Source organism: Allobosea lathyri (genome assembly GCF_900108245.1).
GTDB classification, from domain to species: Bacteria; Pseudomonadota; Alphaproteobacteria; order Rhizobiales; family Beijerinckiaceae; genus Allobosea; species Allobosea lathyri.
In genome coordinates this window covers 103,433-118,444 of sequence record NZ_FNUY01000001.1, presented here as the reverse complement: position 1 = coordinate 118,444, position 15,012 = coordinate 103,433, and the positions used below count along the sequence as shown (strand labels likewise).

11 protein-coding genes are annotated in these 15,012 nt (G+C 64.5%); 8 read left to right on the top strand and 3 right to left on the bottom strand.

Going from position 1 to position 15,012, the window contains the following annotated elements:
- The first annotated feature begins 65 nt into the window (after window positions 1–65).
- The 5 genes from C4S73_RS00490 (at window position 66) to C4S73_RS00470 (ending at window position 9,273) form a co-directional block, all read left to right on the top strand.
- Window positions 66–1,622: a phospholipase D family protein gene (locus C4S73_RS00490; protein ID WP_103870522.1), complete on the top strand. Its 1,557-nt coding sequence runs from the start codon at window positions 66–68 to the stop codon at window positions 1,620–1,622.
- A gap of 156 nt (window positions 1,623–1,778) precedes the next feature.
- Window positions 1,779–2,942, top strand: a complete 1,164-nt coding sequence (locus C4S73_RS00485) for an efflux RND transporter periplasmic adaptor subunit (RefSeq protein ID WP_103870521.1) — start codon at window positions 1,779–1,781, stop codon at window positions 2,940–2,942.
- The gene (locus C4S73_RS00480; protein ID WP_103870520.1) at window positions 2,939–6,094 is read left to right on the top strand and encodes an efflux RND transporter permease subunit; all 3,156 of its coding nucleotides are present in this window, start codon (window positions 2,939–2,941) and stop codon (window positions 6,092–6,094) included. Before C4S73_RS00485 ends, C4S73_RS00480 begins: the two co-directional genes overlap by 4 nt.
- 203 nt (window positions 6,095–6,297) lie before the next feature.
- Window positions 6,298–7,527, top strand: a complete 1,230-nt coding sequence (locus C4S73_RS00475) for a GTP-binding protein (protein ID WP_103870519.1) — start codon at window positions 6,298–6,300, stop codon at window positions 7,525–7,527.
- A gap of 315 nt (window positions 7,528–7,842) precedes the next feature.
- A complete protein-coding gene (locus tag C4S73_RS00470) occupies window positions 7,843–9,273 on the top strand; it encodes an aldehyde dehydrogenase family protein (protein ID WP_103870518.1) in 1,431 nt (476 codons plus the stop codon).
- 51 nt (window positions 9,274–9,324) lie between these two features.
- Here the strand turns inward: C4S73_RS00470 and C4S73_RS00465 are convergent, their stop codons facing one another.
- The 3 genes from C4S73_RS00465 to C4S73_RS00455 all read right to left on the bottom strand — a co-directional run bounded on the left by C4S73_RS00465 (window position 9,325) and on the right by C4S73_RS00455 (window position 11,908).
- Window positions 9,325–9,831, bottom strand: coding sequence for an Lrp/AsnC family transcriptional regulator (locus C4S73_RS00465; protein WP_103870517.1), 507 nt, complete (start codon window positions 9,829–9,831; stop codon window positions 9,325–9,327).
- A gap of 98 nt (window positions 9,832–9,929) precedes the next feature.
- Window positions 9,930–10,697: an SDR family oxidoreductase gene (locus C4S73_RS00460; protein WP_103871201.1), complete on the bottom strand. Its 768-nt coding sequence runs from the start codon at window positions 10,695–10,697 to the stop codon at window positions 9,930–9,932.
- 11 nt (window positions 10,698–10,708) lie between these two features.
- Window positions 10,709–11,908 (bottom strand): mandelate racemase/muconate lactonizing enzyme family protein, encoded by a 1,200-nt coding sequence (locus C4S73_RS00455; RefSeq protein ID WP_103870516.1) that lies wholly within the window; start codon window positions 11,906–11,908, stop codon window positions 10,709–10,711.
- A 198-nt stretch (window positions 11,909–12,106) separates the two neighbouring features.
- Here C4S73_RS00455 and C4S73_RS00450 point away from each other — a divergent pair, with 198 nt between their 5' ends.
- The 3 genes from C4S73_RS00450 (at window position 12,107) to C4S73_RS00440 (ending at window position 14,755) form a co-directional block, all read left to right on the top strand.
- Window positions 12,107–12,868: a GntR family transcriptional regulator gene (locus tag C4S73_RS00450; RefSeq protein ID WP_103870515.1), complete on the top strand. Its 762-nt coding sequence runs from the start codon at window positions 12,107–12,109 to the stop codon at window positions 12,866–12,868.
- Between the two features lie 24 nt (window positions 12,869–12,892).
- Window positions 12,893–13,879 carry a 2-hydroxyacid dehydrogenase gene (locus C4S73_RS00445; RefSeq protein WP_103870514.1) on the top strand — a complete coding sequence of 329 codons (987 nt, stop codon included), beginning with the start codon at window positions 12,893–12,895 and terminating at the stop codon, window positions 13,877–13,879.
- 72 nt (window positions 13,880–13,951) lie between these two features.
- Window positions 13,952–14,755 carry a transporter substrate-binding domain-containing protein gene (locus C4S73_RS00440; protein WP_425290305.1) on the top strand — a complete coding sequence of 268 codons (804 nt, stop codon included), beginning with the start codon at window positions 13,952–13,954 and terminating at the stop codon, window positions 14,753–14,755.
- The last annotated feature ends 257 nt before the right edge of the window (window positions 14,756–15,012 follow it).

Sequence of the window (15,012 nt, the reverse complement as noted above, 5' to 3'; positions counted from 1 at the left end):
TATGGCAGACTACGAGGAGACCCGCTGGACAGCTTCTTCAACGGCATCCGGCTTAACAGACCAGCATGATGCGATTGTTCCTGATCATTTCCACCTTTGCCGGCCTGTTTGCCCTGGCGTCCTTCCTGGCGACCTATTCCTTTGGCCATTTCGCCAGGCGTGCCAAGGGCAAGCCGTCCAGCGCCTTGCCGGTAGCCGAGGGCGAGACCCTGATCGATAGGGCCTCGTCCCAGCTTGTGACAGGGCGGGACAATGAGAGCGGGCTCGCGCTGATAGCGGATAATCTCGACGCTTTTGCCGCGCGGGCTCTGGCAGCGCGCAGCGCCGGCCGCAGCCTCGACCTGATGTATTACATCTGGAAGAAAGACCTCACGGGACAGCTCCTTTCATATGAGGTGCTCCAGGCGGCCGACCGTGGCGTGCGGGTGCGGGTGCTGGTGGATGACATCAACACGCGCGGCCTCGACGCGACCTATCTCGCCCTCGACGACCACCCGAACATCTCGGTGCGACTGTTCAATCCGAGCCGCGCCCGGCAAAGCGGGCTGCGACGCGGCATCGAGATGGCGCTGCGCGCCTTCTCGGTCACGCGCCGGATGCACAACAAGGCGTGGATCGCCGATGGCCGGCTGGCCGTCATCGGCGGGCGCAATATCGGCAACGAGTATTTCGCCGCGGCGAGAACCTCGAATTTCCGCGATCTCGACGTCCTGCTTCTCGGTGCGGGAGTGCGCCAGACCGAGGTGATCTTCGACGCGTTCTGGAACAGCGATGTCGTCATCCCGATCGGCGCGCTGGCGACCCTGCGCAAGCCCAATCTGAAGCGACTGCGGCGAACCCTGGCTACGCTCGCCAACGGCGCCCTGGCGAAACCCTATATCGCACGGGTCCATGAGCGCATGTCGATGTCGGACATGATCGATCTTACCGGCAAGATCCACTGGTCGAGCGAGGCGAAGGTCATCTCGGACCCGCCCGAAAAGGCGGTCGGCGGGAAGCCGGAGAATTGGTTGATGGCGGAGCTGACCCCCGTCATCGCCGAGAGCAAGCACGTGCTGGAGATCATCTCGCCCTACTTCATCCCCGGCGACGAAGGCACGGCGCGGCTTGCCGGGATGGTCAGCCGAGGGGTCGATGTCGCTGTTCTCACCAACTCGCTGGCGGCAACGGATGTCGCGGCGGTCCACGGTGCCTACGCGCATTATCGGGAGGCCTTGCTAAAGGCGGGCGTGCGCCTTTACGAGCTTCAACCCTATGCGCACCGGCAGGAGATTTCGGTGTTCGGCTCAAGCGGTGCGAGCCTGCACACCAAAGCCTTCACGATCGACCGGCAATGCGGTTTCATCGGCTCCTTCAATTTCGATCCGCGCTCGGCATCGCTCAACACCGAAATGGGCGTGCTCTTCGAGCAGCCGGCGCTCGCCGCCGAGATGCACAGGCTGTTCGAGTTGGATACGGCGCCGCAGGCCAGCTATGGCCTGTCGCTCAGGAAGGGCTCGCTACGCTGGAACAGCCTGGAGGACAGTCAGGCGCGACAGTTCGACCGCGACCCCGAGGCGAGCCTTCCCCGCCGCCTGCTTGCCTTCGCGGTTGGGCTCCTGCCGATCCAGTCGCAACTGTAGAACGCGTCTTCAGCGTTTCCGGCGGAGTCCGCGACGATCTCGATCGAACCTCCTATCGTCATCAAGCCATGCCACAGTTATGAAAGACCACCCTTGATCCGGGCGAAGTTCTACGACCGGCCTTCACGTTGCCTACCCCGCAGGAGCACGCGACCGATGACAGCGATCGAACCACGGCGGCGTCCCACTCTCCTGGGCATCGCCCTCGCCTGCCAGATTTTCGGTGCAGCGGGCGGGGCGCAGGCGCAGGCTCCTCGCGCAGCGCCTCCCCCGCAAGTGACGGTCGTGGAGGTCAAGGCCGGCAAGGTTCCGCTGAGCTTTGAATATGCAGCGCGCGTCGAGGCCTCGCGGGAGGTGCAGGTCCGGGCGCAAGTCGGCGGCATCCTGCTGAAGCGGGATTTCGTCGAGGGCGCGCTGGTCAAGGCGGGCGACACGCTCTTCGAGATCGACCCCAAGCGCTACGAGGCGGAGCTCGTGAAGGCGCGGGCGCAGTTGCAGCAGGCGCAGGCGCAGCTTGCGCAGGCCAGCCGGGACGCCGAGCGCTATACGCGGCTGGCGGCGACCGGCTCGGGCACCGACAAGGCCCGCGACGACGCCCTGTCGGCCAAGGAACTCGCCGCCGCCGCGGTTTCCATCGCCGAGGCGGATGTGAACCTGGCCGAACTGAATCTCGGATATACCAAGGTGAAGGCGCCGATCAGCGGCGTCACCAGCCTGGAACAGGTGCCCGAAGGCAGCCTGATCGGTATCACCGGCGATGCCGGGCTCCTGACGAAGATCACGCAGCGCGACCCCGTCTATGTCATCTTTTCCGCCAGCGAGAACGAGATCGCGCAGGCTCGCACTCTGCTTGAAGCGCAAGGCGTCTGGGACCGTGCGGGCGAGGTCCTGAAGGTCCAGGTCGTCTTCGGCGATGGCCAGGTTTATCCGCAGACCGGCACCATCGACTTCGCTTCGGCCGGGCTCGACGCTGAGACCGGCACGCTTCGCCTGCGCGCCGTCGTGGCGAACCCGAAGGGCCTTCTTCTGCCCGGCCAATTCGTGCGTGCGGTCGTCTCGGGCTTCTATCTCGACAACACCATCGTCGTCCCGCATGTCGCGGTGTCCCAGGGCGCACAGGGGCAATTCGTCTATACCGTCGACAGCGCGGGCAAGGCCGAGCTCCGACCAATCGAGCTGGGGCGCGAACTACCATCCGGCTGGATCGTCAAATCGGGACTGAAACCCGGGGATAAGCTGATCACGGAAGGGATCATCAAGGTCCATCCCGGCGCACCGGTCACGGTCAGCATGAAGCCGGCCGAAACGGCCAAGCCATGAACCGCTTCTTCATCGACAGGCCCGTCTTCGCAGCGGTCATTTCGATCATCATCGTGCTGGCCGGCATCGTCGCGATGCGCGCCCTGCCAATCGCCCAGTATCCGGAGCTGACGCCGCCGCAGATCATCGTCACGGCGACCTATCCCGGCGCCAGCGCCGAAACGATCGCGCAGACAGTGGCTGCTCCGCTGGAGCAGCAGATCAACGGCGTCAAGGGCATGCTCTACATGCAGTCCTCGAACGCCAGCAGCGGCCAGATGACGCTGACCGTGACCTTCGCCCAGGGGACCGACCCCGACCAGGCGACGATCGACGTCAACAACCGCGTGCAGCGGGCGACGCCGACGTTGCCCCAGGAGGTCACCCGCCTCGGCGTCGTGGTCAGCCAGCGCTCGGCTTCGATCCTGGGCCTCGTCGCGATGTATTCGCAGGACGGCCGCTACGATTCGACCTATGTCGGCAATTACGCGCTGCTCAACGTCATCGACGACCTCAAGCGCATCCCCGGCGTCGGCGATGCCTCGCTCTTCGGCCAGCGCGACTATTCGATGCGGATCTGGCTGAGCCCAGACAAGCTCGCCAGATACGGCCTCACCACGACCGATGTCGCCATCGCCATTCGCGAGCAGAACGCGCAGTTCGCGGCCGGCCGCTTCGGCGACGAGCCCAACGACCCGACCACGCCCTTCACCTATTCGGCGACGACCCAGGGGCGCCTGCCCGATGCCGAGGCGTTCGGCAACATCATCCTGCGCTCGGATCTGAACGCGGCCACGCTCAGGATCAAGGATGTCGCGCGCGTCGAGCTCGGCTCGGCCAGCTACACCGTCGACAGCAAGCTCAACGGCAAGCCGGCGATCCCGATCGCGGTCTATCTCCAGACCGGCGCCAACGCGCTGAATACCATGAAGGCCCTGCGCAGCCGCCTCGACGAGCTCAAGATGACCTTCCCGGAGGGGATGACCTACGACATTCCCTACGACACCACGAAGTTCATCGAGGTCTCGATCCAGGAGGTAGTCAAGACCTTCATCGAAGCCATCGTCCTGGTGATCCTCGTCGTCTTCCTGTTCCTGCAGAATGTCCGGGCCACCATCATCCCGGTCATCGCCGTGCCGATCTCGATCATCGGCACCTTCGCGGGGATGTATCTGCTGGGCTTCTCGATCAACCTCCTGACCCTGTTCGGCCTCGTGCTGGCGATCGGCATCGTCGTGGACGACGCGATCGTGGTCCTGGAGAATGTCGAGCGGATTATGGTGACCGAGCATCTTCCGCCGCGCGAAGCCTCGATCAAGGCGATGAGCGAGGTGACCGGCCCGGTGATCGCCATCGTGCTCGTGCTCTGCGCCGTCTTCGTCCCCGTCTCGTTCATGGGCGGGTTGGCCGGCGCGATGTACCAGCAATTCGCGATCACGATCGCGGTCTCGGTGACGATTTCCGGCATCGTTGCACTCACGCTGACGCCGGCCTTGTGCGCGCTGATCCTGAAGCCGGGGCATCATGAGCCCGCTTTGCCCTTCCGGATCTTCAACCGCTTCTTCGACAGGCTGACGCATGGCTATGTCCGCGGCGTCGGCTTCATGGCCAAGCGCTTCGCCATCGGCCTGCTGCTCTTTGCAGGCCTTCTCGCGAGCACCGGTTTCCTGTTCCAGAAAATCCCGGGATCGCTGGTCCCCGATGAGGACCAGGGTGTCGTATTCGGCGTGGCGATCCTGCCCGCGGCCGCCTCGCTCAACCGCACCATCGCGGTGATGGACGAGGCCGCGGCCAATATCGGCCGGCATCCAGCCGTCGAGAACGTCTTTGCGATTTCGGGCTTCGATCTGCTCTCGGGAGGCGAGAAGACGAATGCCGCCACGACCTTCGTCACGCTGAAGGACTGGAGCCAGCGCACCACGCCCGCCCTCGATGCCCGCAACTTGACGGGCACGTTCATGGCGATGAATGCCGGCATCAAGGACGCGATGGTGCTGTTCTTCAACCCGCCGCCGATCAGCGGCCTGAGCACCACCGGCGGCTTCGAGTTCTACGTTCAGGACCGCACCGGAGGCGGCATCCAGTCGCTCGCCACGGCCACCAGCCAGCTGGTCGAAGCGGCGTCGAAACGGCCGGAACTGGCGGGCGTGCGCACGACGTTCGACACCAATATCCCGCAATACCGGCTCGATCTCAACCGCGACATGGCCAAGGCGCTCGGTGTGCCCATCAACTCGGTCTTCGAGACGATGCAGAGCACGTTCGGCAGCCTCTATGTCAATGATTTCACGCTGTATGGGCGCAATTACCGCGTCAACCTGCAGTCGGAAGCCGCCTTCCGTCAGGCTCCGAAAGACCTCAAGCAGGTCTTCGTCCGCTCGACCAACAACAAAATGGTGCCGCTCGACACGCTGATCAAAGCCGAGCGCGTGGTCGGCCCTGACCTGTTCGAGCGCTTCAACGCCTTCGCGGCAGCCAAGGTGATGGGCAATCCGGCCCCCGGATACACTTCGGGCGCCGCGATCGCGGCCATGCAGGAGATCGGCCGGGAGGTCCTGCCACAGGGCTTCCAGATCGCCTGGACCGGCTCGGCCTATCAGGAACTGGCGACAAGCGGCTCAGGCGCCCAGGCGATGATCTTCGGCATCATCATGGTGTTCCTGATCCTCGCCGCGCAATACGAGAAATGGAGCCTGCCGCTGGCCGTCATCCTGGCCGTTCCCTTCGCCATATGCGGGGCACTGGTGGCGATCTGGGCCCGTGGCCTGACGAACGACGTCTATTTCCAGATCGGCATGGTGACGCTGATCGGCCTCGCGGCCAAGAACGCCATCCTGATCGTGGAGTTCGCCGTGCTGATGCGGCAGGAGGGCATGAGCGCGCTCGATGCCGCCGTGGAGGCGGCCCGGCTGCGCTTCCGGCCGATCGTGATGACGTCGCTCGCCTTCATCCTCGGCGTCGTGCCGCTTGCGATCAGCAGCGGCGCCGGCTCGGCCAGCCGGCACTCGATCGGCACGGGCGTGATCGGCGGCATGCTGGCGGCGACCTTCATCGCGACCTTCTTCATCCCGATGTTCTATCGGCTCGTCGCCTGGCGCGAGCCGCGCGAGGCCAAAACCGGCACGACCGATGCGAAGGCTGTATTGGCGACCGAGCCCACCGGGGGCATCTAGACCCAAGGCTTAGCCCGCCTGGCGTTTCAGGCCACAGAGCCCGCTTCCCGGTTGATTCCGGGGGGCGGGTTTTTTGCTGCCGCGACCGGTTGCGCGGCCGATCTCACCGCGACATGCCCACAGAACGACTTGGGGAAGGCGGTTGACATATTTGTAATGTTATACTGTAACAATTACGATCATCAAACCCATCCGGACTTCACATGACCCGATCCCCGCTTCTGACCGACCGCCGCCTGCCGGTTACGGTTCTCTCCGGCTTCCTCGGCGCCGGAAAGACGACGCTACTCAACCACATCCTGAATAACCGCGAAGGCAAGCGCGTCGCCGTCATCATCAACGACATGAGCGAGGTGAATATCGATGCCGACCTCGTCCGCGAAGGCGGAGCGGATCTGTCGAAAACCGAGGAGCGGCTCGTCGAGATGAGCAATGGCTGCATCTGCTGCACCTTGCGCGACGACCTGCTCATCGAGGTGCGCCGCCTCGCGGCCGAAGGGAAGTTCGACTACCTGCTGATCGAGGGCACCGGCATCGCCGAGCCCCTGCCGATCGCCGCGACCTTCTCCTTCCGCGACGAGGACGATCTTTGCCTCGACGACGTCGCCCGGCTCGACACGATGGTGACGGTCGTCGACGCCATCAATCTTCTCGCGGACTATGACAGCCGCGATTTCCTTGACGATCGCGGCGCGACGGCAGGTGAAGGCGATCAGCGCACGCTGGTCGATCTGCTGGTCGAGCAGATCGAGTTCGCCGATGTCGTCGTCATCAACAAAGCCACCGACGTCACTGCCGGGGAGCGCGAGAAGGTTCGGCAGGTGGTGCGCGGCCTCAATGCCGACGCCCGCATCGTCGAGGCCGACCATGGGCGCGTGCAGCTGGACCAGTTGCTGAATACCGGGCTTTTCAACGAGGAAAAGGCGCAGGAGCACCCGCTCTGGCACAAGGAGCTGTTCGGCTTCCGCGACCATGTGCCGGAAACCGAGGAGTACGGCATCCGCTCCTTCGTCTACCGGGCCAGGCGGCCGTTCCATCCGCGCAAGCTGCACGACCTGCTGGCGATACGCCTTGCCGGAGTCATTCGCGCCAAGGGCCATTTCTGGCTGGCGACGCGGCCGCACTGGGTCGGCGAGTACTCGCTGGCCGGGCGGATCACGCGCACCGAAGGTCTCGGGAGCTGGTGGGCCGCCGTGCCGAAAGAACGGTGGCCGCGTTCGGAGGAGTTCGGCTCGCTGATGCGCAAACATTGGTCGCAGATCTGGGGCGACCGTCGCCAGGAGCTCGTCTTCATCGGCGGCGCGGAGATGGACGAGGCCGCTATCCGTGCCGCGCTCGATGCCTGCCTGACGGGCAGCCCCGCAACCGGCCTGACGAAGTCGTTGCTCTCGCTGGAAGACCCGTTTCCGAGCTGGGACCGACACGCTGCCTGAGCCGGACCAGCTCCTTCTCGGATCAGGCGCAGCTTTGTCCGCATGACCGCCATTCCCGAATACCGGCCCCCGCGCCCGTGACATCCGGCGGGCGCCCGCCTACGTTATAGCTGCGCGTACACAACGCGACGCTTGTGCGACCAGAGCACGGACAGAGCCTCGCGGCTTTCGCATGCGAGATCGGGCCGCGCCGCGTCCGCCGGGATTTTGGAGCGCCAAGCGGTAGAGACCAGATCGATCGATCGCCCTGTTGCCCGCACGCCGCTCAAGGCGGCGCGGGAGCCCTGCTGAGACCAGCCTTTCGGAGAACGCATCATGTCGCATAATCTGCAATTCTACATCGATGGCCAGTGGGTCCAGCCTTCCGGCTCCAAGACGCTCGACGTGATCGATCCTTCGACGGAAGAGGCCATCGGCGCCATCGCCCTCGGCAACGAGGCCGATGTCGACAAGGCCGTGGCAGCAGCGCGCGCCGCCTTCCCGGCTTTCGCCGCGACATCGAAGCAGGAGCGCCTGGCGCTGATGCGCCGCCTGCTCGAGGTCTACAAGACGCGCTATGCCGATATCGCCGAGACACTGTCGCGCGAAATGGGCGCCCCCATCGAACTCGCCCACAAGGCTCAGGCCGCGATGGGCACCGGGCATCTCGCCAAGATGATCGAGACGCTGGAGAATTTCGAGTTCGAGGAGCTGCGCGGCACCACGCTGATCGCCAAGGAGCCGATCGGCGTCGTCGGCATGATCACGCCCTGGAACTGGCCGATGAACCAGATCATGTGCAAGGTCGCGCCTGCGCTCGCCGCCGGCTGCACCATGGTCCTGAAGCCTTCCGAGATCGCGCCGCTCAATGCGATCATCTTCGCCGAGATCGTGCATGAGGCCGGCATTCCCAAGGGCGTGTTCAACCTCGTCAACGGCGACGGGCCGACCGTCGGCGAGGCGATCTCGCGCCATCCTGGCGTCGACATGGTCTCCTTCACCGGCTCGACCCGCGCCGGCATCCTCGTCGCGAAGGCTGCGGCCGACACGGTCAAGCGCGTGCATCAGGAGCTCGGCGGCAAGTCGGCCAACATCATCCTGGATGATGCCGACCTGAACAGGGCGGTGAAGCTCGGCGTCGAGAGCGTGATGCGCAACTCCGGTCAGTCCTGCAACGCGCCGACCCGGATGTTCGTGCCGGCCGCCTTGCATGACAAAGCAGTCGCCATCGCCAAAGCCGTTGCCGAGCCGCTCAAGGTCGGTGCACCCGCCTCGAACGACACTTTCCTCGGCCCGGTCGTCAGCGAGACCCAGTACAACAAGATCCAGAAGCTGATCGAAGCCGGCATCAAGGAAGGCGCCGACCTCGTCACCGGCGGCTCGGGCCGTCCGGAGGGTCTCAATCGCGGCTATTATGTCCGCCCGACGATCTTCGGCAACGTCACCGACGACATGACGATCGCGCGCGAGGAAATCTTCGGGCCGGTGCTGTCGATCCTACCCTATCAGAGCGACGACGAAGTCGTGCAGCGCGCCAACGACACCCCCTATGGCCTGGCATCCTATGTCCAGTCCGGCTCGCTCGAGCGCGCCCGCAAGGTCGCGGCGCAGATGCGCAGCGGCAATGTCTACATCAACTATCCCGCCTGGGACGCCGGCGCGCCCTTCGGCGGCTACAAGCAGTCCGGCAACGGCCGCGAATACGCCGATTTCGGCCTCGAGGAGTTCCTGGAGATCAAGGGTACCGTCGGCTACGCCGCGGCCTGAGGACAAAAACCACCGCAGCGGCCCGTTCGTTCGGGCCGCTGCGGTGGAGTTTCAAGTCGAGCGCCCGGTCGGTTCGGCGGATAGGGCCGCGCCGATCGGCAGCGCGCTCGATCGCTTCACCTGGCCGAGCGCGAAGCTCGATTCGATCGAGGCGACGCCATCGAGCCGGGTCAGCTTCTCCTTCAGGAAGCGCTCATAGGCTTCCAGATCCTGCACGACGATGCGCATCAGATAGTCGCGCTGTCCGGTCATCAGGTAGCAGTCGACGACTTCGGGCCAGCGCGCCACCGCCTGCGCGAAGCGATCGAGCTCCTCCTCGCGCTGGCGCTCCAGCTTGACCGAGGCGAAGACGCTGATGGGAAGGCCGACCTTGGTCTGGTCGATGATCGCCGCATAGCCCTTGATCACGCCGGTCTCTTCGAGAATGCGGACCCGCCGCGCGCAGGGCGAGGCCGACAGACCGATTTTCGAGGCAAGCTCCTGGATCGTCAGACGCGAGTTGATCTGAAGTTCCGCGATGATCTTGCGATCCAGCGCGTCCAGGCGGACGGTCGTCATGTCTCGTCTCCGGCGCCGGCGAGCCGCCGGCTCGCCGTTCTATCCGAATTCGGGCTTTGCTTGCTATCGCGCAGCGCACTCCATGCAGCCTGCGCGCGCTACAGGACGGCCAGCATCCCGCCATCGACATAGATGATCTGGCCGTTGACATAATCCGAGGCGGACGAGGCCAGGAAGACGGCCGTGCCGACCAATTCGCCGGGCTTGCCCCAGCGCTTGGCCGGCGTGCGGCCCTTGACCCAGGCATCGAAGGTCGGGTTGTCGATCAGCGCCTGGTTCATGTCGGTGATCATGTAGCCCGGCCCGATCGCATTGGCCTGGATGCCATGCTCGGCCCATTCCGCCGCCATGGCGCGGGTCAGCATCTTGATGCCGCCCTTGGCGACCGTGTAGGGCGCAACCGTCGCACGGGCGAGCTCGCTGGTCAGCGAGCCGATATTGATGATCTTGCCCGATTGTCTGGCGATCATGCGCTTGGCCGCCTCACGGCCGATCATGAAGGCGCTGGTCAGGTTGGTGTCGATCACGCGCTGCCAGTCGGCCGTGGCGAGTTCGACCATCGGCTTGCGAAACTGGATGCCGGCATTGTTGACGAGGATGTCCACAGCGATGCCAGCCGCATCGAAGCCCTCGAAGGCGCGCAGGATCTCATCCTCGGCCGTCACGTTGAAGGCGGCAGCATCCGCCGCATGGCCGGCGGCGCGGAACTCCGCGACCGTCTCGGCGACGCGCGCCGGATCGGTGCCGTTGATCAGGATGCGGGCGCCGGCAACCGCCAGCCCCTCCGCCATGGCGCGGCCCAGCCCGCGTGAAGAGCCGGTGACCAGCGCTGTCTTGCCGGTAAGATCGAACAAGGGATTGCTCATCGTGGCCACACTCACAGGCTGGAACGGCGGACGGAGAGGTCCGAACGCTCGAAAACGGCAGGCAGGAGTTCGACGCCGAGGCCGACGCCTTCCATCGGCAGGACATAGCCGTCCTTGATCACCGGCATCGTGGTGACGAGTTCGTTGTACCAGCCGGAGTAGAAGGCGCGCACGGATTCCTGGATCAGCGTGTTGGGCTGGCTGAAGGAGGCGTGGATTGCGGCGATGAAGCCGACCGGGCCGATGCAGTCATGCGGTGCGAAGGGGCGGTGATAGGTCTCGGCCATCGCCGCGATCTTGCGGCCCTCTGTCAGGCCGCCGGTCCAGCACAGGTCGGCCATGACGATGTGCATCGCGTCGCGGTCGAGCATCTCCTTGTAGGGGAAGCGCGAACCCAGCGTTTCGCTGGCGCAGACGGAGACCGTCGTCGAGCGCGCATATTCGGCAAGCGCCTGCGGTGAGTTCATCCGGATCGGATCCTCATACCAGGTCGGGCTGTACTGCTCGAGCTCGCGGGCGATCTTGATCGCAGTCGGCAGGTTCCAGAGCGAGTGGAACTCGACCATGATCTCGATCTTGTCGCCGACGGCCTTGCGGATCTTCTCGAAAGGCTCAACCGCCTTCCTCATCTGCGCAGGCGTGATGTAGAGGCCCTGGTTCTCGATCGCGGCCGGATCGAACGGCCAGATCTTCATCGCCGTGATGCCGCTTTCCAGCAGGCTTTCGGCGACGGCGTCGGCGCGGTTCATGAAGCCGTCGAGATCCTCATAAGGACCTTCCGTCGCGCCGAGGTTCCAAGTCGAGACCGGCTTGATGTTCTGGGAGCGGACATAATTGTAGCCAGCACAGGTGTTGTAGATGCGCTGCTTGTCGCGGCACAGGCCGCCGAGCATCTGGTGGACCGGCTGCTTGCAGACCTTGCCGAAGATATCCCAGAGCGCGATGTCGACGGCCGAAGTGGCGCGGGATTCGGCGCCTGTCGAGGCCTGCGCCATCGGCAGGTTCGACATTTCCTTGTGCAGCGCCTCGATATGAAGAGGGTTCTTGCCGAGCAGGCGCATCGCCAGCGTATCGTGCAGATGGGCCTCCACGGCGCCCGCACCGTAGAAGGTCTCGCCGAGGCCGATCACGCCGGCATCGGTATGAACCCTGACCCACAGGACATTGGCGAACTCTTCCGTCCGCAGCGTCTCGATCGCGGTGATTTTCAAAGCCTGCCTCCCTGGCAGAACGCGGCCTCGTTGGCTTTCAGGCCACGGATCGCTTGGTTTGTTGTGCAATCAGATCAAGCCAGCATACGATGCGTGGCAGAACACCCAGAGCATAAGGGCGCTTGTGAAATATCACAATATGTTTATTATCTCGATCAAGGCAGGCCGACAAGAGCTTCGCCAAGGAGGAACGCTGGAATGCCGCCGCGCAAAGGCCACCCCAAGCTCGTCGAAGTCAGTGCGATGGAGACGCAACCGCGTCGCAACCGACTGAATTTCTTCGAACTCGCCTATGAGCGCATCGAGGCGATGCTGATCGATTGCGCGCTACGGCCGGGCCGCCTGCTCACCATGCAGGACCTTCAGGACATGACCGGCTTCGGCCGCACGCCGGTGCATCATGCGGTCAACCGTCTGGCGGCCGACACGCTCATCATCATCCGCCCGCGCCATGGACTGCAGATCGCGCCGATCGACCTGGCCCGCGAACGGGTCCTGCTCCGGCTGCGCAGCGATCTCGAGCGCTTCGTCGTGCGCTTGGCGGCCGAACGGGCGGGCCCGACACATCGCAACCAGCTTCTGCACATGGTCCGGCTGCTGCGCGACCGGCGCGATGGGCTGACGCTGGCCGAATTCAACACGCTCGACCGCCGCATCGACCAGATGATCCTGGCTGCGGCCGGCGAGCCCTTCCTGGAGCATACGCTGCGGCCGCTGCACACGATCTTCCGGCGCATCGGCTTCATCTATCACAGCCATATGCCCGGCCATCACAGCCTCGATGGCACGATCGACCACCATCTCGCCGTGCTCAACGGCATCGCGACCTGTCATGTCGATAGAGCCGTCGCGGCATCGGACGCCCTGATCGATTTCGTCGACGGCATGTTCGACGAGATGGAAGCCCAAATCGACCCTTCCCTCCTGGATTGCAGCGTCGAGCCCCTGCTCGGCGCCTGAACCTCAAGAAGCACGTTCAAGCCCATGCGCATCATCTTCCACGGCGAGAATGCCGCCTCCTTCAGCAACGGCTTTGCCGAATTGGTCGGCCCGCAGGCCACGATCCGCATCCTGCCGGACAACCTCGCCGCGGCCGATGATCAGCGCGCCTATGCGGAAGCCGACGTGATCGTCGGCGTCAAATACGATGCCAGCCTGCCGGTCCCCTCGCAGCTCAAGCTCTTCCACGTGCCGGGCGCGGGCTATGACGCGGTCAATCTCGGCCTGCTGCCGCCAACGGCTGCGGTCTGCAACTGCTTTGGCCATGAGCAGGCGATCGCGGAATATGTGATGACGGCGCTGCTTTCCCGCCATGTGCCGCTGGTCGATGCCGACCAGCGCCTGCGCAAGGGCGATTGGGCCTATTGGGCCGGCTCGCCCGACCGCGTCCATGACGAGATCGCGGGCAAGACCATCGGCCTGCTCGGCTTCGGCCATATCGGCAAGGCCATCGCGGCCCGGGCCAAGGCCTTCGAGATGAAGGTCCATGTCGCCAATCGCAGCGCCGTGCCGACCTCCGCCCTGGTCGACCGCAGCTATACGCTCGACGCTTTGTCGGATTTCTGGGGCTCGGCCGATTTCATCGTCGTTTCCGTGCCGCTGACCGACGAGACCAAGGGCATCGTGGGCGCCGCGGCCTTCTCCGCGATGAAGCCGGACGCCGTCATCGTCAATGTCGGGCGCGGCCCGACGATCGATGAAACGGCGCTGTTCGAGGCCCTCAAGGCCAAGCAGATCGGCGGCGCGATCATTGACACATGGTATCAGTATCCGAGCGCGGCCGAGCCGGATACGTTGCCCGCGAAATTGCCTTTTCACGAGCTTTCAAACGTTTTAATGACCCCGCATATGTCGGGCTGGACCAGCGGAACCATTCGCCGGCGCCAGCAGACGATCGCTGACAACATCAAACTGCGCTTCGACGGCGGCAAGCTCGTCAATGTCGTCAAGGAAGGGCGCGCTACAGCTTAAGTTTTCCGATCAACCGGCCAAACGAAGCCGGGCAACGAAACGTGGACGATCCGCGAAGCAAGGAGACGACAAGTGAGCATTCTGAAACATCTCAAGATCGCCGGCACATTGCTGGCGCTGGGCGCCGGCATGCTGGCCGCCAGCCAAGCCTCGGCCCAGTCGATCACCGACATCATCAAGCGCGGCTCGGTCAAGATCGGCGTGCTGATCGGCGCCCCGCCCTATGGCTCGGTCGACTCGCAGGGCAATGCGATCGGCTATGATGCCGACGTCATCGCCCTGATCGGCAAATATCTCGGCGTCAAGGTCGAGATGGTGCAGCTGACCCCGCCGGCCCGTATCCCGGCCCTGGAGGCCAACAAGGTCGACTTCCTCGTCGCCACGCTCGCCCCTACCCCTGAGCGCGCCAAGGCGGTGATGTTCTCGATCCCCTACAGCGCATTCCAGACCGGCATCTACGCCAAGAAGAACGTCGCGATCAAAACCTGGGACGACCTCAAGGGCAAGAAGGTCGGCGTCAACCGCGGCTCGAGCGTCGAGCGCGAATTCACCAGCCGCGAGAAGGAGCTGAACCTCACCATCCTGCGCTTCGAGGACGACGCCACCACCATGCAGGCGCTGTTCTCCGGCCAGGTCGAGGCCATCGCGGGCCCGGACGCCCAGGCCAACGCCGCGATGAAGGCACGCGGCGAGACCGAGACGGAACTCAAATTCGTCTTCGGCATGCAGCCCAACTCGATGACCATGCGCAAGGACGCTTACGAACTGCGCCAGTGGCTCAACAACTTCATCTACTACGTCAAGCAGAACGGCGAGCTCGACGCGATCTCGCAGAAGTGGGTCGGCGGCCCGCTTCCGACGCTCCCGACCTTCTGATCTGAGTTGTTGGGCGGCGATGGTCTGAAACGCGCTCCGCCGTCATCCTGGACTAGCCGCGCAGCGGCGCAGATCCGGGATCCACCGTAGGGAACTGAACCCTATGATGGATCCCGGGCCGACCTCCGGTCGCCCAGGATGACGACGCGCTTCCACATAAATCGTCACGCTCCAGACTGACCCCATAGACGAGCCGGCGCGCGATCCAGTGCGCCGGCCCTCGACCTCCAAGGCCGAAGGAGCCCGCCATTGCTCTT

Bases quoted from the DNA above. Each gene is read 5' to 3' on its own strand.
- C4S73_RS00460 (WP_103871201.1), bottom strand. From the start codon at position 10,697: ATGAGCAATCCCTTGTTCGATCTTACCGGCAAGACAGCGCTGGTCACC.
- C4S73_RS00445 (WP_103870514.1), top strand. From the start codon at position 12,893: ATGCGCATCATCTTCCACGGCGAGAATGCCGCCTCCTTCAGCAACGGC.
- C4S73_RS00490 (WP_103870522.1), top strand. From the start codon at position 66: ATGATGCGATTGTTCCTGATCATTTCCACCTTTGCCGGCCTGTTTGCC.
- C4S73_RS00465 (WP_103870517.1), bottom strand. From the start codon at position 9,831: ATGACGACCGTCCGCCTGGACGCGCTGGATCGCAAGATCATCGCGGAA.
- C4S73_RS00470 (WP_103870518.1), top strand. From the start codon at position 7,843: ATGTCGCATAATCTGCAATTCTACATCGATGGCCAGTGGGTCCAGCCT.
- C4S73_RS00480 (WP_103870520.1), top strand. From the start codon at position 2,939: ATGAACCGCTTCTTCATCGACAGGCCCGTCTTCGCAGCGGTCATTTCG.
- C4S73_RS00475 (WP_103870519.1), top strand. From the start codon at position 6,298: ATGACCCGATCCCCGCTTCTGACCGACCGCCGCCTGCCGGTTACGGTT.
- C4S73_RS00450 (WP_103870515.1), top strand. From the start codon at position 12,107: ATGCCGCCGCGCAAAGGCCACCCCAAGCTCGTCGAAGTCAGTGCGATG.
- C4S73_RS00485 (WP_103870521.1), top strand. From the start codon at position 1,779: ATGACAGCGATCGAACCACGGCGGCGTCCCACTCTCCTGGGCATCGCC.